At 71.0% G+C, this 21,654-nt stretch carries 19 protein-coding genes and 3 pseudogenes; 7 read left to right on the top strand and 15 right to left on the bottom strand.

The annotated features are described in order from the left end of the window. Positions 1-28 precede the first annotated feature (28 nt). From hisF to hisD, 8 genes are read right to left on the bottom strand one after another with little or no spacing between them, the layout of a single operon-like run. On the bottom strand, positions 29-784 hold the full coding sequence (gene hisF, locus DY218_RS15075; RefSeq protein WP_128556534.1) for an imidazole glycerol phosphate synthase subunit HisF: 756 nt from the start codon (positions 782-784) through the stop codon (positions 29-31). Further along, complete coding sequence (locus tag DY218_RS15070; protein ID WP_128556533.1) at positions 781-1,212, bottom strand: Rid family hydrolase; 432 nt, start codon at positions 1,210-1,212, stop codon at positions 781-783. Before DY218_RS15070 ends, hisF begins: the two co-directional genes overlap by 4 nt. Beyond that, entirely contained in the window at positions 1,209-1,943 is a 735-nt protein-coding gene (gene priA / locus DY218_RS15065) for a bifunctional 1-(5-phosphoribosyl)-5-((5-phosphoribosylamino)methylideneamino)imidazole-4-carboxamide isomerase/phosphoribosylanthranilate isomerase PriA (RefSeq protein ID WP_128556532.1), read from the bottom strand. Before priA ends, DY218_RS15070 begins: the two co-directional genes overlap by 4 nt. Continuing rightward, positions 1,943-2,590 (bottom strand): imidazole glycerol phosphate synthase subunit HisH, encoded by a 648-nt coding sequence (gene hisH, locus DY218_RS15060; protein ID WP_407703628.1) that lies wholly within the window; start codon positions 2,588-2,590, stop codon positions 1,943-1,945. The genes priA and hisH overlap by 1 nt, the downstream gene beginning before the upstream one ends. Next, positions 2,587-2,751 carry a hypothetical protein gene (locus DY218_RS34555; RefSeq protein ID WP_199566739.1) on the bottom strand — a complete coding sequence of 55 codons (165 nt, stop codon included), beginning with the start codon at positions 2,749-2,751 and terminating at the stop codon, positions 2,587-2,589. The genes hisH and DY218_RS34555 overlap by 4 nt, the downstream gene beginning before the upstream one ends. Then, positions 2,748-3,341, bottom strand: a complete 594-nt coding sequence (hisB, locus tag DY218_RS15055) for an imidazoleglycerol-phosphate dehydratase HisB (RefSeq protein ID WP_128556530.1) — start codon at positions 3,339-3,341, stop codon at positions 2,748-2,750. The genes DY218_RS34555 and hisB overlap by 4 nt, the downstream gene beginning before the upstream one ends. Beyond that, complete coding sequence (locus DY218_RS15050; RefSeq protein ID WP_128556529.1) at positions 3,338-4,459, bottom strand: histidinol-phosphate transaminase; 1,122 nt, start codon at positions 4,457-4,459, stop codon at positions 3,338-3,340. The genes hisB and DY218_RS15050 overlap by 4 nt, the downstream gene beginning before the upstream one ends. Then, complete coding sequence (gene hisD, locus DY218_RS15045; RefSeq protein WP_128556528.1) at positions 4,456-5,778, bottom strand: histidinol dehydrogenase; 1,323 nt, start codon at positions 5,776-5,778, stop codon at positions 4,456-4,458. Before hisD ends, DY218_RS15050 begins: the two co-directional genes overlap by 4 nt. 332 nt (positions 5,779-6,110) lie before the next feature. Between hisD and DY218_RS15040 the strand changes: the two genes are divergently transcribed. The 4 genes from DY218_RS15040 to ybaK all read left to right on the top strand — a co-directional run bounded on the left by DY218_RS15040 (position 6,111) and on the right by ybaK (position 10,126). Further along, positions 6,111-7,631, top strand: coding sequence for an oxidoreductase (locus tag DY218_RS15040; protein ID WP_233521610.1), 1,521 nt, complete (start codon positions 6,111-6,113; stop codon positions 7,629-7,631). Positions 7,632-7,749: 118 nt separating this feature from the next. Continuing rightward, positions 7,750-8,829, top strand: coding sequence for a hypothetical protein (locus DY218_RS15035; RefSeq protein WP_128556526.1), 1,080 nt, complete (start codon positions 7,750-7,752; stop codon positions 8,827-8,829). Between the two features lie 5 nt (positions 8,830-8,834). Next, complete coding sequence (locus tag DY218_RS15030) at positions 8,835-9,602, top strand: LON peptidase substrate-binding domain-containing protein (protein ID WP_128556525.1); 768 nt, start codon at positions 8,835-8,837, stop codon at positions 9,600-9,602. A gap of 17 nt (positions 9,603-9,619) precedes the next feature. After that, entirely contained in the window at positions 9,620-10,126 is a 507-nt protein-coding gene (gene ybaK, locus DY218_RS15025; RefSeq protein ID WP_128556524.1) for a Cys-tRNA(Pro) deacylase, read from the top strand. Positions 10,127-10,128: 2 nt separating this feature from the next. On the opposite strand, the gene DY218_RS15020 is transcribed toward ybaK, so the two are convergent. The 6 genes and pseudogenes from DY218_RS15020 to DY218_RS15000 all read right to left on the bottom strand — a co-directional run bounded on the left by DY218_RS15020 (position 10,129) and on the right by DY218_RS15000 (position 15,483). Continuing rightward, positions 10,129-11,166, bottom strand: a complete 1,038-nt coding sequence (locus tag DY218_RS15020; RefSeq protein ID WP_128556523.1) for a CDP-alcohol phosphatidyltransferase family protein — start codon at positions 11,164-11,166, stop codon at positions 10,129-10,131. 214 nt (positions 11,167-11,380) lie between these two features. Next, positions 11,381-12,160: an ABC transporter permease gene (locus DY218_RS15015; RefSeq protein ID WP_199566738.1), complete on the bottom strand. Its 780-nt coding sequence runs from the start codon at positions 12,158-12,160 to the stop codon at positions 11,381-11,383. Positions 12,161-12,229: 69 nt separating this feature from the next. Next, positions 12,230-12,961, bottom strand: a pseudogene (locus DY218_RS15010) (ABC transporter permease); the annotation flags it as partial. A gap of 1 nt (position 12,962) precedes the next feature. Next, positions 12,963-13,072: pseudogene (locus tag DY218_RS35835) on the bottom strand (ABC transporter permease); the annotation flags it as partial. A 92-nt stretch (positions 13,073-13,164) separates the two neighbouring features. Continuing rightward, entirely contained in the window at positions 13,165-14,136 is a 972-nt protein-coding gene (locus DY218_RS15005; protein WP_128556549.1) for an ABC transporter ATP-binding protein, read from the bottom strand. 96 nt (positions 14,137-14,232) lie between these two features. Then, the gene (locus tag DY218_RS15000; protein WP_128556548.1) at positions 14,233-15,483 is read right to left on the bottom strand and encodes an NYN domain-containing protein; all 1,251 of its coding nucleotides are present in this window, start codon (positions 15,481-15,483) and stop codon (positions 14,233-14,235) included. Positions 15,484-15,735: 252 nt separating this feature from the next. On the opposite strand from DY218_RS15000, the gene DY218_RS14995 reads away from it, so the two are divergent. Then, entirely contained in the window at positions 15,736-15,918 is a 183-nt protein-coding gene (locus tag DY218_RS14995; protein WP_128556547.1) for a hypothetical protein, read from the top strand. A gap of 94 nt (positions 15,919-16,012) precedes the next feature. Here DY218_RS14995 and dnaE read toward each other — a convergent pair whose 3' ends face one another. Continuing rightward, positions 16,013-19,552, bottom strand: coding sequence for a DNA polymerase III subunit alpha (gene dnaE, locus DY218_RS14990; RefSeq protein ID WP_128556522.1), 3,540 nt, complete (start codon positions 19,550-19,552; stop codon positions 16,013-16,015). 203 nt (positions 19,553-19,755) lie between these two features. On the opposite strand from dnaE, the gene DY218_RS14985 reads away from it, so the two are divergent. Continuing rightward, entirely contained in the window at positions 19,756-21,084 is a 1,329-nt protein-coding gene (locus DY218_RS14985) for a DUF2252 domain-containing protein (RefSeq protein ID WP_128556521.1), read from the top strand. Positions 21,085-21,225: 141 nt separating this feature from the next. After that, positions 21,226-21,654, top strand: a pseudogene (locus DY218_RS14980) (hypothetical protein); the annotation flags it as partial.

Below are 21,654 nucleotides of genomic sequence, written 5' to 3'. Positions count from 1 at the left end.
GCGCACCTCGCGCCCGCCCGTGCGCCGTTCAGCGGACGGGGCGTCCCGCCTCGCGCAGCGTCTGCTTGACCTCGCCGATCCGCAGATCGCCGAAGTGGAACACCGACGCGGCGAGCACCGCGTCCGCGCCGGCGTCGACGGCCGGCGGGAAGTCGGTGAGCCGGCCCGCGCCGCCGCTCGCGATGACCGGGACGGTGACGTGCCGTCGTACCGCCCGGATCATCTCCAGGTCGTAGCCGTCCTTGGTGCCGTCCGCGTCCATCGAGTTGAGCAGGATCTCGCCCGCGCCCAACTCGGCCGCCTGCTGGGCCCATTCGACCGCGTCGATGCCCGCGGAGCGGCGGCCGCCGTGCGTGGTGACCTCGAACGATCCGGACTCGGTGCGGCGCGCGTCCACGGACAGGACGAGCACCTGCCGGCCGAAGCGCTCGGCGATCTCGCGGATCAGGTCGGGCCGCGCGATGGCGGCGGTGTTGACCCCGACCTTGTCCGCGCCCGCGCGCAGGAGTTTGTCCACGTCCTCGGTGGTGCGTACGCCGCCGCCCACGGTGAGCGGGATGAACACCTGCTCGGCGGTGCGGCGGACCACGTCGTACGTCGTCTCGCGGTCACCGGACGAGGCGGTGATGTCCAGGAACGTCAACTCGTCGGCGCCCTCGGCGTCGTAGACCTTGGCCATCTCGACCGGGTCGCCGGCGTCCCGCAGGTTCTGGAAGTTGACGCCCTTGACGACCCGGCCGTTGTCCACGTCCAGGCAGGGGATGACTCGGACCGCCAGGGTCATGACTGCTCGATCTCCTCGTGCTCCTCAAGACCGCCCGCGGCAGGTGCCCGGAAGGCTTCCAGCTCGACTTCGACCAGGATGCGCGAGTCGACGAAGCCGCTCACGACCGCGAAGGTCGTCACCGGCCGTACGGTGTCGAAGGCCTCGCGGTGCGCGCGGCCCACCGCGTCGACGTCCCGGGCATGGGTCAGGAAGATGCGGGTCCGGATCACCGACTCGGCGCCGATCCCGAACTCCCCGATCGCTTCGAGGCCGTTGGCGATGGCGACCCGCGCCTGCTCGTACGGGTCGCCCTCGCCGTGCAGCACCTTGCCCTTGAAGGACGTGGTGCCGCCGACCACGACGCGGTCCCCCGCCGCCACGGCGCGCGCGAACCCGTAGGCGTCCTCCCAGGGGCTGCCGCTCTGCACGCGTCGTACGTCGCTCATGCGGCCACGGCCTCCAGTGCCTCCTCGAGGGTGAAGGCCTTGGCGTACAGCGCCTTGCCGACGATCGCGCCCTCCACGCCGAGCGGTACGAGCTCCGCGATGGCCCGCAGGTCGTCGAGCGAGGAGACGCCGCCGGAGGCGACGACCGGGCGGTCGGTGGCGGCGCAGACACCGCGCAGGAGCTCCAGGTTGGGGCCCTTGAGGGTGCCGTCCTTGGCGATGTCGGTGACGACGTAGCGGGCGCAGCCCTCGGAGTCGAGACGGGACAGCGTCTCGTAGAGGTCGCCGCCGTCGCGGGTCCAGCCGCGGCCGCGCAGGGTGGTGCCGCGCACGTCCAGGCCGACGGCGATCCTGTCGCCGTGCTCGGCGATGACCTTGGCGACCCACTCGGGGGTCTCCAGGGCGGCGGTGCCGAGGTTGACCCGGGTGCAGCCGGTGGCCAGGGCGGCGGCGAGCGTGTCGTCGTCGCGGATGCCGCCGGAGAGCTCGACCTTGATGCCGTTGCCCGCGACGCTCTCGGCGACCTCGGCGATCAGCGCCCTGTTGTCCCCGGTGCCGAACGCCGCGTCCAGGTCTACGAGATGGAGCCACTCGGCGCCGGACGACTGCCAGGCGAGGGCCGCGTCGAGGGGCGAACCGTAGGAGGTCTCGGTGCCGGACTCGCCGTGCACCAGGCGGACGGCCTGGCCGTCGCGGACGTCGACGGCGGGCAGAAGTTCGAGCTTGGCCATCAGAGGGTCTCGATCCAGTTGGTCAGGAGCTGGGAACCGGCGTCGCCGGACTTCTCGGGGTGGAACTGGGTGGCCCACAGCGCGCCGTTCTCCACGGCCGCCACGAAGCGTTCGCCGTGCGTGGCCCAGGTGACCATGGGCGCCCGCATCGCGGGGTTGCCGGTCTCCAGGGACCAGTCGTGCACGGCGTAGGAGTGCACGAAGTAGTAGCGGGCGTCGGCGTCGAGCCCGGCGAAGAGCTGGGAGCCGGGCGGTGCCTCGACCGTGTTCCAGCCCATGTGCGGGACGACGTCGGCCTTCAACGGGCCCACGGTGCCGGGCCATTCGTCCAGGCCCTCGGCCTCGACGCCGTGCTCGATGCCGCGGGCGAAGAGGATCTGCATGCCGACGCAGATGCCCATGACCGGACGGCCGCCGGCCAGGCGACGGCCCACGATCCAGTCGCCGCGGACGGACTTGAGGCCCTCCATGCAGGCGGCGAAGGCGCCGACGCCGGGGACGAGGAGCCCGTCGGCGTTCATCGCCCGGTCGTAGTCACGGGTGATCTCGACCTCGGCGCCGGCCCGGGCGAGCGCACGCTCGGCTGAGCGTACGTTGCCGAAGCCGTAGTCGAGGACGACGACCTTCTTGGCGGGAGCGGAGGTCAATTCCACACCTCCAGACGGAGAATGCCGGCGAGCAGGCACATCGCGGCACCGATGGAGAGCAGCACGATCAGACCGGTCGGCATCTTCTGCTTGGCGAAGGAGACGATGCCGCCGACCAGGAAGAGACCGACGACGATCAGGACGGTCGACAGGCCGTTCACAGCGCGCCCTTGGTGGACGGGAGGATGCCGGCCGCGCGCGGGTCGCGCTCGCTGGCGTAGCGCAGCGCACGGGCGAGGGCCTTGAACTGGCACTCGACGATGTGGTGCGCATTGCGCCCGTAGGGGACGTGCACGTGCAGGGCGATCTGGGCCTGGGCGACGAAGGACTCCAGGATGTGCCGGGTCATCGTGGTGTCGTAGGAGCCGATCATCGGCGCGATGTTCTCCGGCTCGGTGTGCACCAGATACGGGCGGCCGGAGAGGTCCACGGTGACCTGGGCGAGGGACTCGTCGAGCGGCACCGTGCAGTTGCCGAAGCGGTAGATGCCCACCTTGTCGCCGAGCGCCTGCTTGAAGGCGGCGCCGAGAGCGAGGGCGGTGTCCTCGATGGTGTGGTGCGAGTCGATGTGCAGATCGCCCTCGGTCTTCACGGTGAGGTCGAACAGACCGTGCCGGCCGAGCTGGTCCAGCATGTGGTCGTAGAAGCCCACTCCGGTCGACACATCGACCTTTCCGGTGCCGTCCAGGTCGATCTCGACGAGGACTCCGGTCTCCTTGGTCGTGCGTTCCACGCGGCCCTTGCGGCTCATGCGCGCTGCTCCTTCTTGAGTTCACGTACCGCATCGAGGAATGCGTCGTTCTCTGCGGGGGTGCCGGCGGTGACCCGCAGCCAACCGGGCACGCCGTTGTCACGGACCAGGACGCCGCGGTCGAGGATCTGCTGCCACACGGTGTGGCTGTCCTCGAAGCGGCCGAACTGGATGAAGTTGGCGTCGGAGGTGGTCACTTCGTAGCCCGCCTCGCGCAGTCCGGCGACCACCCGGTCGCGTTCCTGCTTGAGCTGGTCGACGTACCCGAGGAGGGTGTCGGTGTGCTCGAGCGCGGCGAGTGCGGTGGCCTGGGTGACGGCGGAGAGGTGGTACGGCAGGCGCACCAGCTGGACCGCGTCCACCACCGCGGGGTCGGCGGCGAGATAGCCGAGGCGCAGTCCGGCGGCGCCGAAGGCCTTGGACATGGTGCGCGAGACGACGAGCTGCGGCCGGCCCTCGAGCAGCGGCAGCAGCGAGTCGCCGTGGCTGAATTCGACGTAGGCCTCGTCGAGCACCACCATCGACGGCTTCGCCGCCTGCGCGGCCTCGTAGAGCGCGAGGACGGTCTCGGGTTCCACGGCCGTACCGGTCGGGTTGTTGGGCGAGGTGATGAAGACGACGTCCGGCCGGTTCTCCGCGATCGCCTTCTCGGCGAGCTCCACGTCGATGGTGAAGTCGTCGCGTCGGGGTCCGGAGATCCAGGCGGTGCCGGTGCCGCGGGAGATCAGTGAGTGCATCGAGTACGAGGGCTCGAAGCCGATCGCGGTGCGGCCGGGGCCGCCGAAGGTCTGCAGGAGCTGCTGCAGGACCTCGTTGGAGCCGTTCGCCGCCCAGACGTTCGCCGCCTCGAGGGGGTGCTTGCCGGTGCGGGTGAGGTAGCGGGCCAGTTCGGTGCGCAGCTCGACCGCGTCCCGGTCCGGGTAGCGGTTGAGGGTGCGCGCGGCCTCGCGGACCCGCTCGGCGATCCGCTCGACGAGCGGCTCGGGCAGCGGGTACGGGTTCTCGTTGGTGTTCAGGCGTACGGGGACGTCGAGCTGGGGTGCGCCGTAGGGGGACTTGCCGCGCAGCTCGTCGCGGATCGGGAGATCGTCGATGCCGACGGGTCGTGCACTGCTCACTGTCCGGGCACCTTCCAGCCGAATCGGGCCTTGATCGCGGCGCCGTGCGCGGGCAGGTCCTCGGCCTCGGCGAGCGTCACCACGTACGGCGCGACCTCGGCGAGCGCGTCCCGCGAGTAGTCCACGATGTGGATGCCGCGCAGGAACGACTGCACGGACAGGCCGGAGGAATGGCAGGCGCAGCCGCCGGTGGGCAGCACGTGGTTCGAGCCGGCGCAGTAGTCGCCGAGCGAGACGGGCGCCCAGGGACCGACGAAGATCGCGCCCGCGTTGCGCACCCGGCCGGCCACGGCGGTGGCGTCGGCGGTCTGGATCTCCAGGTGCTCGGCGCCGTACGCGTCGACGACTTTCAGGCCCTCCTCGAGTCCGTCGACCAGGACGATCGCGGACTGCCGGCCGGCGAGGGCCGGGGCGATCCGGTCCTCGACGTGCTTGGTGGCGGCGACCTGCGGCTGAAGTTCCTTCTCGACCGCGTCGGCGAGGGCGAGCGAATCGGTGACCAGGACGGCCGCGGCCAGCGGGTCGTGCTCGGCCTGGCTGATCAGGTCGGAGGCGACATGCGCCGGGTCTGCGGTGTCGTCGGCGAGCACCGCGATCTCGGTCGGTCCTGCCTCCGCGTCGATGCCGATACGGCCGGTGAAGTAGCGCTTGGCGGCGGCGACCCAGATGTTGCCCGGTCCCGTGACCATGTTGGCCGGCGGGCAGGACTCGGTGCCGTACGCGAACATCGCCACGGCGTGCGCGCCGCCCGCCGCGTACACCTCGTCGATGCCGAGGAGGGCGCAGGCCGCGAGGATCGTCGGGTGCGGGAGGCCGCCGAACTCCGCCTGCGGCGGGGAGGCGAGCGCGATGGACGGGACGCCGGCCTCCTGCGCCGGGACCGCGTTCATGATCACGGACGAGGGGTAGACGGAGCGGCCGCCAGGGGCGTAGAGGCCCACGCGGTCGACCGGCACCCACTTCTCGGTGACCTCGCCGCCCGGGACGACCCGGACGGTCTTCGGGTCGCGGCGCTGCTCGGCGTGCACGAGGCGGGCGCGCCGGATGGACTCCTCGAGCGCGGCGCGCACCCGGGGGTCGATTCCGGCCAGTGCCTCGGTGAGCGCGGCCGCGGGGACGCGCACCGCGTCCAGGGTCACCCCGTCGAACTTCGCCGCGAGGTCGATCAGCGCCGCGTCTCCCCGATGATGTACGTCCTCGCAGATCGGCCGCACCTTGTCCAGGGCGGCGGCCACGTCGAAGTCGGCTCGGGGCAGCAGGTCGCGCAGGGCCGCGCCCTCGGGGAGGGCGTCGCCGCGCAGATCGATTCGGGAGATCACGCGGCCAATTCTCGCAGACCTGGCGCGGCCGCCGGTCGCCGGTATCACGGGCTGATACGGCCGCTGATACGTGCGGTGACGCGGGCCGCCTGCCGGTAGCCGCGCACCGTCCGTACGCGGATACCGGCAGGCGGCTTGATCCATCCCCACGTATTCCCTGCCGTCACAGTTCACCACTAGCGTTCAGGCGGTCACCGAGCGGGCATGAACGGGGTCGGAGCAGCCGCGGGCGCGGGCCGCGGGAAGCAGCAGCACGGGGAGGTCATGCGGCAGTGGACGACGACGGGCAGGGCGGCGACCCGCCGGACAGTCTGGGATTCACCGCGGCCGAGATGTACATGTGGCAGGCGTTCCGCAACGGCAGCCGCTTCGACGGCACGGTCGGCGACCCGGAGATCGACGATCCGCACGGCGGGCGCCCCTGGGGAGCGGAGCGCAGCGTCCGGGCCCGGGTGGTCTGCCTGCTGATGCTGGACGGTCCGCCCGCGCTGCACGGCCGGGTGTCCTCGATCAAGCTCAGGGGCATCCAGATCACCGGCACCCTCGATGTGGCGGGCGGCTCGGTCACGCCGTACGTGGAGATGGAGGGCTGCCGCTTCGAGAACGAGGTACTGCTCCCGGAGAGCCGCTTCGGCACACTGCGCCTGCTGAACTGCTCGATCCCGCGTCTGGAGGCGGCCCGGCTGCACACCGAGGGCGATCTGCATCTGCCGCGCTGCCATGTGCACCGCGGGATCCGCCTCACCGACGCCCACATCGGCACCGATCTGCTGCTCAATCAGGCCGTGGTGCACCGCGACCGGCGCGGCCGCTCGGTGATGGGTGACGGCCTCACCGTCGCCCAGGACCTGCAGGCCGAACTGATGGAGTCGCACGGGGAGATCAGCCTGCGCGGCGCCCAGGTGGGTGTCTCGCTGAGCCTGCGCGGCAGCACCCTGAGCAATCCGTACGGGAGCATGGCGCTGAACGCCCCGCAGCTGACCGTGGAGCGCACCCTCTACATGACGCCGGCGGCGCTCAGCAATCCGCAGGTGACCGGCGGCGCGACGCCCGCGCGCGGGGTACGGGTGCAGCGCTTCGAGTGCCAGGGCGGGATACGCCTGAACGACGGGCGGTTCGGCGACGCGGTCGATCTGGAGAAGGCCCGCTTCGTGATGGAGAACGAGCAGGAGGTCTCGCTGCGCCGCATCCAGGTGCCGGAGCTCCGCTTCCTCGGTGAGCGGCCACAGCGCGGCAAGGTGGTCCTGTCGGGCGCCAAGGTGGTCAATCTGGTCGACAAATCGACGAGTTGGCCGGGCCCCGGCGGGCTGAGCGTCGCCGGTTTCTCGTACGAGAACCTCATCCCCAGTGGCAGCTTTCCGCTGGTCCGGCGCATCGGCTGGGTCGCCGCGGCCACTCCGGAGTACAGCCCGGAGCCGTACGAGATGCTGGCCTCCGTGCTGCGCAACAGCGGGGAGGACGCGGACGCCCGCGAGGTGCTGCTCGCGAAGCAGCGCCGCCGCCGCGAGACGCTGACCGTGCCGGGCAGGATCTGGGGTCATGTGCAGGACTGGACGGTGGCCTACGGCTACCGGCCGGGCCGGGCGGCCGTGTGGATGGCGTTCCTGTGGGCGGTCGGCGCGCTGGTCTTCGCGCAGCACCAGCCGCCCGAGATCAAGGACGGCGAGAGTCCGCAGTGGAACGCCGCGCTGTTCGCCCTCGACCTGCTCCTGCCGGTCATCGACCTGGGCCAGAGCGGCTATTGGCGCCTCGAGGACCAGTGGCAGTGGCTCGGCGCGATCCTGGTGCTGCTCGGCTGGATCCTGGCCACCACGGTGGCCGCGGGCGCGTCCCGGCTGCTGCGGCGGGGCTGAGATCCGGCCACTCCGGGCCAGACTTTGCCCGCTCTTGACCATCCTCGAAGCAACCCACAAGGCCGATACGAAAGCGTCACCGACCGCCCCCTGGCCCGCGCCCCACCTGCGGTTTTCAATGGTCGGCACTATGCCTCTGCCGCGCGCCCTCCTGGCCACCGCCCGGATGCTCAGACACGCCCCGCAGCTCGCCGCCGGTCTGACCCCCGACGACGAGGTGCTTCTCGACGCGCCCGACGAACGGCTCGCGCCCGCACTCGTGGCGGCGGGCCGCGGCGACCACGGGCCGGCGGCGAAGCTGCTCGCCGCCGGCCGGGAGGCCGCCGAATGGGAGAACCGGGACCGCTACACGGTCCGGCTCGCCGCCTTCGCCCGCAGCCGCCCCGAGTGGTTCGAGCTGTGGCGCTCGGCCTCACCGGGCGACCCGGACGTCGCGCTCGTCCAGGCCGAACTCGCGGTCCGGCGCGGCTGGGAGTCACCGGCCCGCGCCGAACTCCTGCGCGAGGTCGCCCCGTTGGTCGCCGTCGCCGCCGAGGGCGATCCCGGCGACCCGGTCCCGTGGCGGGTGGCCCTGGACCACGCACGCGGCACCGGCGCCCCGCACGAGAACTTCGTCCGCATCTGGGAGCAGGCCGTACGCCGCTCGCCGCACCACTACGGCTGCCACACCGCGGCCCTGCAGTACCTCTCCGCCGCCTGGTACGGATCGCATCGCGAGTGCTTCCGCTTCGCCGAGCGCGCCGCGGCCGACGCGCTGCCCGGGTCGCTGGTCCAGGCGCTGCCGGTGCGGGCCGCCTTCGCTCTGCTCCTGGACACCGACCCGGGCACCGGCCGGGCCGGCGAGCTGCCCGCGCGGTCCCCCGTCGGCCGGGACCGCCTGGAGGCCGCCGCCGATCTGGCGATCGCACTCTCCTTCGCGTACGACGCGGGCGACCCGCACCCCGCCGAGGTCCGCAATGTCCTCACCTACGTCCTGGTCAGGCTCGGCCGCTGGACGGAGGCGCTGGAGCAACTGCGGCTGATCGGGCCGCAGGCCACCTCGTTCCCGTGGGACCGGGTCTCGGACGACCCGCTCGGCCAGTTCCTGGAACTCCGCGACGGGGTCCGCCTCCAGGTGGCCTCCGCCACCCCGCTGCGCGGCCGGAACGGCCCCGGCGGACGGGACCGCTCGAACGCCGGGGACGGCCATTACTCTTGAGGGTCGTGACCACCGTCCGGCTTCCGCTCTTCCCGCTGAACACCGTCCTGTTCCCGGGTCTCGTACTGCCCCTCAATGTGTTCGAGGAGCGTTATCGCGCCATGATGCGCGACCTCGTGAAGGCCCACCCCAGGGACCCCGACGACCCCGACGGCTCCGGCGACCCCCGCCGCTTCGCCGTCGTGGCGATCCGGGACGGCCACGAGGTCGCCCGCTCCGCGCCCGGACTTCCCGACCCCACCGCGACACCCGAGCAGGGCCCGGCCGCCGGATTCGGCGACGATCCGCTGAGCGCCTTCCACCGCACCGGCTGCATCGCGGACGCGGCCACCGTGCGCGAGCGCGCCGACGGCAGTTTCGAGGTGCTCGCCACGGGGACGAGCCGGGTCCAGCTGCTGTCCGTGGACGCCTCCGGTCCGTATCTGACCGCGGAGCTCGAGGAGCTGCCGGAGGAGCCGGGCGACGACGCCGAGGCGCTCGCGGAAGGGGTGCTGCGTGCCTTCCGCGCGTACCAGAAGCGGCTCGCCGGAGCCCGCGAGCGCTCGCTCGCGACCGGCGCCGAACTGCCCGACGACCCGTCCGTGGTGTCGTATCTGGTGGCCGCCGCCGCGGTGCTCGACGTGCCGGCCAAGCAGCGGCTCCTGCAGGCGCCGGACACCGCCTCGCGGCTGCGCGACGAGCTGAAGCTGCTGCGCGGCGAGACGGCCGTGCTCCGTCATCTGCCCTCGCTGCCCGCGGTCGAGCTGACCCGCTCGCCCACCAGCCTCAACTGACACAGGGATCCATCGAGTTGGCGAAGAAGTCGAAGAAGAAGCAGCAGCAGGCCGGCGGGACACCGGCCACGGTGGCCCTCAGCGCCGCCGGCACCGCCTTCACCCTCCACCAGTACGAGCACGACCCCGCGCACCCTTCGTACGGGGAAGAGGCCGCCGAGGCCACGGGGGTGTCACCGGAGCGGATCTTCAAGACCCTGGTGGCGGACGTGGACGGCGAGCTGACCGTGGCGGTCGTGCCCGTCGCCGGTTCGCTCGATCTGAAGGCGCTGGCCTCGGCGGTGCGCGGCAAGCGCGCCACGATGGCCGATCCGGCGGCGGCCGAGCGGACCACCGGCTATGTGCGGGGCGGGATCTCACCGCTCGGCCAGCGCAAGCAGCTGCGCACGGTCGTCGACGACTCGGCCGCGGCCCATACGACGGTCTGGGTGTCCGCGGGCCGGCGCGGCCTGGAGGTCGAACTGGCGCCCGGCGACCTGGTCCGCCTGACCGGCGCGGTGCTCGCGCCGATCGGACGGACCTGAGGTCAGGCGGCGGCGGAGAGATCGCCCCGCTGCTGCTCCTCGCTCTCGAAGGAGTCGAGCGTACGGCCGAAGTCCCGGGTGGACAGCAACAGCTTGTAGATGATGGCGAGTTCGAAGACGAGCAGCAGTGCGCCCGCCACCACGGTCGCCCCGATCACCTGGCCGATCAGCGGTCCGACGATGAAGACGGCCATCTGGAACTCGATGCCGCTGATCAGGTGCGTACGGATGCGGTGCCGCAGCAGGAAGGAGCGGAAGCGCAGATAGATCGGGAAGCGGCTGCGGAACTCCTGGTGCAGATCGACGACCTGGGCCTTGGTCTGCCTCGGCGTCGCGTCCCCGGTCGGTTCACCCGGCTCCGGCGAGTGCTCCGGCTGTGCGCCCTCCGGACCGTCGTACTCGGCGCTGCGCGCAGCGGCGGAGGCCCCGCGCAGATCCTGCTCGACGTCCGCCTCGGGGTTGGCCCGCAGCAGGTCCTCCATGAAGGCGATGCCCGCCTCGTTCTCGGCCCGTCGTGCCGCCCGCATCCGGGCCTTGATCTGCTTGCGCATGGTGTGCCGGGTCTTGAAGATCTCCAGCGAGTTGATGTACCGCAGGCCGTCCAGGAAGACGACGGCGACCGCGAGCCAGAGGTAGACGATGTCCTCGGTGCGGTGGTACTGCCCGGCCATCAGGGCCACGGCGCAGGCCATCACACGGATGCGGTCGAAGATGTAGTCGAGCCAGGCGCCGAAGACGGAACCCTGTCCGGTCAGACGGGCGACCTTGCCGTCCATGCAGTCCAGGATGAAGCTCAGGTGGTAGAGGACGGCTCCGGCGATCAGCCACCGCCACTCCCCCATCGCGAAGCAGGCCGCCGACACCAGGCCGAGGAGCAGCGCGCCCCAGGTGATCTGGTTGGGAGTGATGCGTGTCCATCGGACCGTCAGCCGCACCAGCGGCGTGGCGACCGGATCGACCAGCATCACGGTCCACCAGGCGTCGCGCTTCTTGTGGGTGATGCTTCGTACCTCACTGAGCGGAGGTATCTCTCGGGGCATGGCGCCGACCATCTTTCTGGGTTCAGTACATGTTCACCTCACGCTAGGAAGGTCATTTCCGAAGGTTCAATAGATTGATGGTGCAACCTTCTTGCGGGGGTAACGGTCGTACTGACCAGGAAGCTCGGTAGGTGCCCCAGCACCTGGCGCCGTTACCGGAGCGTTACCCGGCAGCCCTTCGCAGCCGGGTGACGCTCGGAGAAGCCGGGCGGCGCTATCCCGGAGGCCGCTGCCAGCCCTTGCCCCGCTCCCCCGTGTCGCCTCCCGCAGCACTGCGATCGCCCGGCTCCGCCTGCTGCCCGGCCGGCGGCTGCCCCGCGCCGGGGTGCCCGTGTCCCATGGACGCCGCCCAGCCCTGCTGCCCGTACGCCGGGTACGGGATCCCGGGGATCAGCTCGGGGTCGCGGGGGCCGAACAGGGCCGTGACGCCGAGGTGGACGGCGAGCGCCGCCACCGGCCAGGCGAGCAGCGCGCCCTTGGCGTTGAGCTTGAGCGGGGCGTCGAAGGCCTCGCCGATGCCGGCCTCCTTCGCACGGGCCACCACATCGCTGCCGGGGCCGAGCCAGATGCCGAACCGCCAGGCGACCACCGAGGCGAGGAGTCCGCCGACCGCAAGGCCCACCGCGACCGCGATGCCGCCCTTCTTGCGGAGCAGGAAGACCACCGCCCCGCTGATCGCGCCGAGCAGGAGGCCGCAGAGCAGGAAGGTTCCGTCGGCGCCGATCGCCTGCTCGCCCTCGATGTCCTGCAGATACACACCCTCGCTGTTGGACACCAGCGGCACCCGGGGCGCCAGCCACAGCCAGAGCAGCCCGAGCAGCACCCCGCTGACGGTCACGCCGAGCGCGACGAGCACGCCGTCGCGCACCTCGTCCGCCGTGTCCCGGTCGTCGTGGTCCTGCGGCGCCCACGGCGGTACGGCGCCGCCGGGCGGCGGGGCGCCCCACGGGTCGTTCGGGGGCGGCTGGTGCGGAGGAGTCAACGGTGCGGTCACCCTGCCATCGTGCCAGGCACCCGCCCGACGGGACGGGGTGGGACCGCCGATCGTGGCCGCGGGGCCCGCTCAGCGCACCGCGGCCCGCCGGTAGGCCCAGGTGGCGACGGTCAGCGAGAGCACGCCGACGGCCGCGCAGACACCCAGGTCGAGGACGACGGCACCCCAGTCCGGGCTGCGGTCGAAGGTGCGCGCGAAGGCCTCGACGCCGTACGTCGAGGGCAGCAGATCGCGTGCGAAGGCGATCAGGGCCGGCATCCGTTCGGCCGGCAGCACTCCGAGGAGCAGAGCCGCGCTCATGCCCAACTGGCCCAGCAGGGTGGCAAGTTCGGGCCGCGGCGCGAGCAGTCCCAGCGCCGCTCCCAGTCCGGCGAGCGCCGCTCCGGCGAGCGGGATCACCGCGAGCAGCACCCACAGATGCGTGAGCGGCAGACCGAAGAGCAGACTGCCGACGACGGCCGTCACCAGAGTGCCGGGCACGGTGAACGAGGCGTACGCACCGGCCGCCCCCAGCACCACCGACGCGGGCGGCACCGGCAGCGTCGCATAGTGGTCGAGCCCACCGGCGGCCCGTAGCTGCCCGAAGTACTGGGCCAGCAGATTGAGCGCCACGAAGGCGACCACCAGGACGGCGGAACCGGCCACCACGGCCCGCGCCTCTCCCCCGCCGTCGACGACGCCGCGCATCAGGATCATGATCCCGATCGACTGGAAGGTCGCGACGAAGAGCAGCGGGATACGGGCCACCCGGGCCCGGGACAGCTGCGCCCGGTAGACCGCGGCGAGCGCGGGCCCGAAGCGNACGAAGAGCAGCGGGATACGGGCCACCCGGGCCCGGGACAGCTGCGCCCGGTAGACCGCGGCGAGCGCGGGCCCGAAGCGGGCGCGCGGGGCGAGAGCGGCGGCCGCCGATCCGGCCGGATCCACGACGCTGCCGTCCACGGCGTCCCGGGTGCCGAGCACCGACACCTCGCCCCCGCGCCGTCCCGCGCCGTCGTAGACCGTCACGCCTTCACCAGACCCTTCGCAGCGCCGCCGAGCGCGAGATAGACATCCTCCAGGCTCGGCGTCGACAGGGTGAAGTCGTCGAGCGCGGCGAAGGCACGCCCGCCGGTCACCGCGGCGACCGCCGCACGGGCCTCGTCCGGCGTGCACCGCAACACCCAGCGGCGGCCGGACTCCTGGGCAGATGCCCGCAGCGCGGCGACCTCGGGCACATCGAGCGGGGCGTGCTCCCGCCAGACGAGTTCGAGCCGCACCTCGCCGGCGATCCCCGCCTTCAGGCCGGCCGGGCTGTCGCAGGCGATGACGCGGCCCGCCTCGAGCACGGCGACCCGGTCCAGGACGGTCTCGGCCTCGATGACGTTGTGCGTGACGAGCAGGACTGTCGTGCCGCGATCGGCCCGGCGCCGGTCGACGGCGCTCCAGACCGCCCGGCGCGCCACCGGGTCCATGCCGGTGGTCGGCTCGTCGAGCACCAGCAGGGTGCGCTCGCCGACCAGGGCGGTGGCGAAGCAGGCAAGGCGGCGCTGTCCGCCGGAGAGCTTCTTCAGGGGCCGCCCGGCGAGCGGTGTCAGACCCAGTTCGTCTAGGACCGCGCGGCTCTCGGCGCGCGCGGTGGGCAGGTCGAGACCGCGGAGCCGGCCGGTGGTCTCGGCGGCGAGCGAGACGGTGAGTTCGTCGAGCGCGGTGGACTCCTGGCCCAGATAGGCGAGGATCCGCGCGGCCCGCTCGGGGTGCCGGACGATGTCGTGGCCGAGGATCCGGACGCTGCCCGCGTCGGGACGCATCAGTCCGGTGAGCTGGCGTACGAGGGTGGACTTGCCGGCGCCGTTCGGACCGAGCAGACCGAAGATCTCGCCGCGCCGTACGTCGAGGCCGATGCCGTCGGTGGCGCGCACCTCGGGGTGCCCCGGTGCGCCGCGCCGGCCCTTGGTGGCCGGGTAGATCTTGACCAGATCACGCACCGCGCACACGACGTCGCTGTCGTGTTCCGCCGGTCCCGTGCGCGTACTCACGAGGAGGGAGCCTATACGCCCTCCGGGCACGGGCGTGCCCCGCCCCGGGACCTGTCATTCGCTCGCGGGAGCGTGCTCGGCGGTGGTGGGGACGTCGATCTCGCGCCAGAAGCCGGCCCGGATCGCGTACCGGTCGTGCTCGTCGATCTGGTCGTCCTTGTGCGCAAGGAGCCCGAACCGGGCCGCGTACCGCAGGAGTTCACCGTCGATCCGATGCGGGATGCGCGGGTACATACCGGACAGCTTCTGTACGGATCCGGGCTCGGGCAGCCGGGCGATCCAGCGCCGGGCGAAGACCTGCCCCACCTCGTAGGGGTCGCCGCCGACGGTGGTGATGTCCTCCTCGCGGTCCGCCCAGCGCTGCTCGGCGGTGGTGAGCTGGGCGAGGGTGGGCAGCGCGGCGATGTCGGCCGGCTCGCCCGGTGCTCCGGAGCGCTCGACCCAGCCCTTCTCGGACGACCAGCGCAGAGTGGCGTTGGCGGGGTGGGGTGCGGCCTGCCCGTGCTGGCCGGGGCCGCGCAGGGCGGCGAGGTCCTTGGGGGTGGGGACGCCCTTGGCCGGGGTGGCGCGGTCGGCGGTCGAGTGGTCGCCGGGCGGTGCCGCGTGGCCGTTCTGCGCGATGCCGTTCTGTGCGGCGGCCGGCTCCTCGGTGGCCCGCTCGGCCGAGGCGGCGAGGGCGGACTCGGGCAGTGGTGCGGAGAGGATCGCGGCGATCTCGGGGCGCGGGGCGGTGGTCGGGGCGCAGACGCCGCCGAACTCCTTGGCGCGGACTGCCTGGGTGATCCAGGCGCGGTCGAGGACGCGGCGCTCGTCGGCCTCGGCGACCAGGTCCTCGGACTGGTTGTAGTCGCCGTCGGCGGCCTGCACGGCCCACAGGTGGACGGCGACTCCGTGTTCCTTCGCGGACATCAGGCCGGGCAGCAGATCGCCGTCGCCGGTCACCAGGACCACGTCCGAGCAGGCGCGGTTGCGGGCGAGTTCGGTGAGCTCCGCGTGCATCGCGGCGTCCACGCCCTTCTGCGCCCAGCGCCCGTCGCTCCTGGTCAGAGCGCCGAGCCGGACGGTGACCCGGGGCATGACGCGCAGCCTGCGGTGTTCCGGCTGGGGCACCCGGTCGGGGGCGCCGTCGAACCAGTAGATCCGCAGCAGCGGCCGCCCGGTGTCCGATTCGGCGCGCTCGCGCAGACCGTGGATGAGGGCGGTGTGGTCGACGGTGATACGGGATCTCGAGGGTTCTCCGGCGAGGAGACTGGCGGCGGCGCCGAGAAGATATCCGGCGTCCACCAGGACGACGCAGCGGTCCACGCGTTCCACCCTCTTTCCCTGAAGGCTCCCCGAATACAGAAATCGGGGGCGGGTTGCTCCGGGTTACCTTCGAGTCTGCCCGACTGCGCGAGGGTTAACGGCCGGAACTCGATCTTCGGCGTGGCGTATCGCCTCCTCGCCCTCCGACAGCCCTTATTACGCACGGTAATTCTCTGAAATGCGCGCTATGCCGGCGTATGTGAATCTGGTCCCGGCCCTGGCCCCTAGATCCCCCTCAGGAGGCAGATCACCATGGCCAAGAACAAGAATCGCAAGCAGGGCAGTCCGCAGGAGCGCGCTCAGCAGCAGTCGCAGCGCGGCACCGAGCAGCAGCGCCCGGACGCCCAGCAGGGTGCGCAGTCCGAGGTCCAGGCGAGCCCTGCCGACTTCGCTCCCGGCGGCAGCAAGCGGCAGAAGAAGTTCGGCCACAACTAGAGGCCTCCAGGGCTCAGCACCGCACCGACACTGACGAGGGGCGCGTCCGTCACCGGACGCGCCCCTCGCGCATGTCTGCGTACGCGGCCCGGGCTCAGCCCGCCAGGCAGGACGGTCCGAGCAGCACCTTGAGATCGCCGAAGAGTGCCGGGTCCGGCTGCACCCGGTGCCGGTCGAGGCGCAGGACCGTGGTCTTCTGCGCTCCCTGCAGTCTGATCCGTACCTCCGAGTTGCCCCGGTGGTGGCTGAGGATCTCGCCGAGGCGGCTGACCATGGGCGGGGTGACCTTGAGGGTGGGGATGGTGATGGTCACCGGGGCGTTCGTACCCGCGTTGCTCAGGTCCGGGACCATCAGTTCCATGGCGACCAGGCGCGGTACGTCCTCGCGCTTGTCGAGCCGGCCCTTGACGAACACCACGGCGTCCTCGACGAGTTGGGTCGAGACCAGCTGGTAGGTCGCCGGGAAGAACATGCACTCGATGGAGCCGGCCAGATCCTCGACGGTGGCGATCGCCCAGGCGTTGCCCTGCTTGGTCATCTTGCGCTGCAGGCCCGAGATGATGCCGCCGATCGTCACCACCGCGCCGTCCCCGAAGTCGCCCCCGGTGAGCTGTCCGATGCCGGCGTCCGCCTTGTCGGACAGGACGTGCTCCAGACCGAAGAGCGGGTGGTCGGAGACGTACAGGCCGAGCATCTCGCGCTCCTGGGCGAGGAGATACGTCTTCTCCCACTCCTCGTCCGTGAATTCCACGTCGAGCCCGAAGCCCGGCTCGTCGGCCGCATCGTCGCCCATGCCGCCGAAGAGGTCGAACTGGCCCTCGGCCTCCTTGCGTTTCACCGCCACCACGTTGTCGATCATCGGTTCGTAGTGGGCGGTGAGGCCCTTGCGGGTGTGCCCCATCGTGTCGAAGGCGCCGGCCTTGATCAGCGATTCGGTGGTGCGCTTGTTGCACGCGGTGGCCTCGACCTTGTCGAGGTAGTCGGGGAACGAGGCGTAGCGGCCCTTGGCCTTGCGGCTGCGGATGATCGAATCCACCACGTTCGTCCCCACGTTCCGCACTGCGGAGAGGCCGAAGAGGATGACGTCGTCGCCCTGGGCGGCGAAGTTCTGCTCCGATTCGTTGACGTTCGGAGGGAGGACCTTGATGCCCATGCGGCGGCACTCGTTCAAGTAGACCGCGGACTTGTCCTTGTCGTCCTTGACCGAAGTGAGCAGGGCCGCCATGTACTCGGCCGGGTAATTGGCCTTGAGGTAGGCGGTCCAGTAGGTGACCAGGCCGTACGCGGAGGAGTGCGCCTTGTTGAACGCGTATCCGGCGAAGGGGACCAGGACGTCCCAGAGTGCCTGGATCGCCGCGTCGGAGAAGCCCTTCTTGCGGGCGCCCTCCTGGAACAGGACGAAGTTCTTCGCCAGTTCCTCGGGCTTCTTCTTGCCCATCACGCGGCGCAGCACATCGGCCTCGCCGAGCGAGTAACCGGCGATGATCTGCGCGGCCTTCTGCACCTGCTCCTGGTACACGATGAGGCCGTAGGTCAGACCGAGGGTCTCCTTCAGCGGCTCCTCGAGCTCCGGGTGGATCGGGGTGATCTCCTGGCGGCCGTTCTTCCGCTCCGCGTAGTTGATGTGCGAGTTCATGCCCATCGGGCCCGGGCGGTACAGGGCCGAGACGGCGGAAATGTCCTCGAAGTTGTCGGGCTGCATCTGGCGGAGCAGGGAGCGCATCGGGCCGCCGTCGAACTGGAAGACGCCGAGGGTGTCGCCGCGGCAGAGCAGTTCGAAGGTCTTCGGGTCGTCGAGCGGGAGCTCGAGCATCTCCAGGTCGACGCCCTTGTTGGCCTGCACCATCTTGATGGCGTCGTCCATGATGGTCAGGTTGCGCAGGCCGAGGAAGTCCATCTTCAACAGGCCGAGCGACTCGCACTGCGGGTAGTCCCACTGCGTGATGGTGACGCCGTCGGTGTGCCGGGTCCACAGCGGTGCGTGGTCCACGATGGGCTCGCTGGACATGATCACGCCGGCCGCGTGCACACCCATCTGACGGACCAGGCCCTCGACGCCCTTGGCGGTGTCGATGACCTTCTTGACGTCCGGCTCGTTCTCGTACATCCCGCGGATCTCGCCCGCCTCGCTGTAGCGCGGGTGCTCCGGGTTGGTGATGCCGTCCAGGTCGATGCCCTTGCCGAGGACGTCCGCAGGCATCGCCTTGGTGAGGCGGTCGCCCATCGCGTACGGGTAACCGAGCACGCGGGCCGAGTCCTTGATGGCGTTCTTGGCCTTGATCTTGCCGTAGGTGCCGATCATGGCGACCTTGTCCGAGCCGTACTTCTCCGTGACGTACCGGATGACTTCGACGCGCCTGCGCTCGTCGAAGTCGATGTCGACGTCGGGCATGGAGATGCGCTCCGGGTTCAGGAAGCGCTCGAAGATCAGGCCGTGGGTGATGGGGTCGAGGTCGGTGATGCCCATCGCGTACGCGACGATCGAGCCGGCCGCGGAGCCTCGGCCGGGGCCGACCGCGATGCCCTGCTTCTTGGCCCACATGATGAAGTCCGCGACGACCAGGAAGTATCCGGGGAAGCCCATCGAGATGATGGTGTCCATCTCGTACTCGGCCTGCTTCTGGCGGTCCTCGGGGACACCGCCCGGGTACCGGCGGGCCATGCCCACCCGGACCTCCTCCTGGAACCACGTGACCTCCGTGAAGCCCTCCGGGATCTCGAACTTGGGCATCAGGTCGCGCTTCTCGAACATGCCCGTGGTGTCGATCTGCTCGGCGACCAGGAGGGTGTTCGCACAGCCCTCCTGCCAGGCGTCCGAGGAGTCGATCGCATACATCTCGTCGGTCGTCTTCAGGTAATAACCCGTGCCGTCGAAGCGGAAGCGGTCCGGGTCCGAGAGGTTCTTTCCCGTCTGAATGCACAGGAGTGCGTCGTGGGCGGTCGACTCGTGGGCATAGGTGTAATGCGAGTCGTTCGTCACCAGGGGTGGAATTCCGAGCTTCTTGCCGACCTCGAGAAGTCCGTCGCGGACCCGGCGCTCGATCTCGATGCCGTGGTCCATCAGTTCCAGGAAATAGCGGTCCTTGCCGAAGATGTCCTGGTATTCGGAGGCCGCCTTGAGGGCCTCGTCGAACTGGCCGAGACGCAGCCGGGTCTGCAGCTCGCCCGAGGGGCAGCCGGTGGAGGCGATCAGGCCCTCGGAATACTGGGCGAGGGTCTCCTTGTCCATCCGCGGCCACTTCTGCAGCCAGCCCTCCGCGTACGCGTCGGAGGAGAGCTTGAAGAGATTGTGCAGCCCCGTGCTGCTCGCCGCCCAGATCGTCTTGTGGGTGTAACCGCCCGAACCGGAGACGTCGTCGCGCTTCTGGTGCGGCTGGCCCCACTGGATCTTCCGCTTGGTGCGCCGCGACTCGGGCGCCACATACGCCTCGATACCGATGATCGGCGTGACACCGGCGCTCTGGGCGGAGTGGAAGAAGTCGTACGCCCCGTGCAGATTCCCGTGGTCGGTCATCGCGATGTGCGACATGCCCATCTCGTTGCACGCCTTGAACATGTCCTTCAGCCGCGCGGCACCGTCCAGGAGCGAGTACTGCGTGTGCACGTGCAAGTGCGTGAAGGGCGGCTTGGACACGGTGGGAGACCTCCAGCGGCGTACTCGGGTTTCGGCCACGAAGTCTACGACTCGCCACCGACAGTTCGGACGGATACGGGTCACGCGGGCGGGCACTCATCGGTACGGTCGTGCGTTGTTCCCGAGGGGACGCGACGGCGCGTCCGCCGACCACGAGAGCCACACCCGTATCCGGATGGCACGTTCCCAGGAGGCACCCAGCGATGTCGGTCCCGCAGCCCGGCGCAGCGCAGCGCGGCGAGCAGATCCTCGGCATTTTCGACACCGCGTTCGGCGAGCTCCTCGCCGCCGATCCGGCCGCCTTCCGGGTCAAATTCCGGAAGATGGCGGCCTCCGCCTTCGCCTTCTACCGCGGCACGGCCTGCCTGTTCTACCAGGACCTGGAGCGCGAGCAGCACGGCGGACCGTTCCTGGACGACCGCACCGGCCGGGTCTGGATCCACGGCGACCTGCACGCGGAGAACTTCGGCACGTACATGGACTCCCAGGGCCGCCTGACGTTCAATGTGAACGACTTCGACGAGGCCTACGTCGGCCCCTTCACCTGGGACCTCAAGCGCTTCGCCGCCTCCATCGCCCTGATCGGCTACGCGAAGGCGCTCAGCGACGAGCAGATCACCGACCTGGTCCGCACCTACGCCACGGCGTACCGGGAGCGCATCCACGCCCTGGCCACCGGCGCCAAGGACGACGAGGTGCCGCCCTTCACCCTGGACACCGCCGAGGGCCCGCTGCTCGGCGCGCTGCGCACGGCCCGCTCGCTGACCCGCTTCGGGCTGCTCGACTCGATGACGGAGATCCGCGACTTCGAGCGCCGCTTCAGCCCGGACGGCGGTGCGATCGAGCTGGACGCGGCCACCCGGTACAAGGTCCTGGCCGCCTTCGACGGGTACTTGGAGACCCTGCCCGAGTCGAGCCTGAGCCGCCCCGACTCCTACCGCGTGAAGGACGTCGTCGGCCGCCGCGGCATCGGTATCGGCTCTGCCGGTCTCCCGTCGTACAACATCCTCCTGGAGGGCCCGAGCGACGCCCTGGAGAACGACGTGGTGATCTACCTCAAGCAGGCCCAGACCCCGGCGGTCTCCGGGCATGTCACGGACCCGGCGATCCGCGGGTACTTCCAGCACGAGGGCCATCGCACGGTGCTCTCGCAGCGCGCGCTGCAGGCGCACGCCGACCCGTGGCTCGGCTGGACCGAGCTGGACGGCGCGGGCCAGCTCGTCGCCGAGGTCTCGCCGTACGCGGTGGATCTGGACTGGTCGGACATCGACGACCCGGAGGAGATCACCGCGGTGGTCGCCGACCTCGGCCGGGCCACGGCGGCGATGCACGCCGCGGCGGACGACGAGAGCGGGCACTCGGAGCTCGTGCCGTTCTCCACCGAGCGCGCCATCGACGCGGCGATCGCGGGGGACGAGGACGGATTCGCCCCGCTGCTCGTCGAGTTCGCGCATGCGTACGGCGCGCGGGCCCGCGAGGACCACCAGATCTTCGTGGACCTCTTCCGCAACGGCCGCATCCCGGGACTGTGACGCTTCCCGTACGAGGGCTTCCTCGGGGCGGCGTTCACAGGAACCCTTGAGGTCGTGCTTACTCGCACCCGTGGGACACTCGCGGGCGACACTGCACGCAATCGGTCGACGTACGACACGGAGAAGGACCGGCAAGGACCAGTGAAGATCGCGGCGACGGCACCGAGGGCGGTGCGGGCACTGCTGTTCACGGCACTCGTCGTGACGCTGTCCGCCGGTTCCCATGTGCTGCTCTCCCGCGCCCCGCTGCCGATCGGCACCTTCGCCGCGGTGGCCGGTGCGGTCTTCCTGCTCGCCTTCGCCCTTGCCGGTCGCGAGCGCGGGTACTGGCACATCGCCGCCCTGCTCGTCCCGCTCGAACTGGCCGCGGACACCGTGCTCACCACCGGTCAGCACGTCTGCTACGGCCAGGCCGGCGGCCCCGTCGCCGGCCCGCTGCGCTCCCTCGGCTTCGACGTGCTGTGCGGCGGCGACGTCGGCGCCTCGCTCGCCAGGGCCGCGGGCGGCGCCGAGGGCCCGGCCGCCGAACTCCTCTCGGGTGCCGAGTCCGGCGCCTCCTGGCTGCTGCTC

Origin of the sequence: Streptomyces triticagri (assembly GCF_003429565.1) — a bacterium.
In the GTDB taxonomy this organism is placed as follows: Bacteria; Actinomycetota; Actinomycetes; order Streptomycetales; family Streptomycetaceae; genus Streptomyces; species Streptomyces triticagri.
The sequence above is the reverse complement of the archived record's forward strand: the minus strand, read 5'-3'. Positions and strand labels throughout refer to the sequence as shown.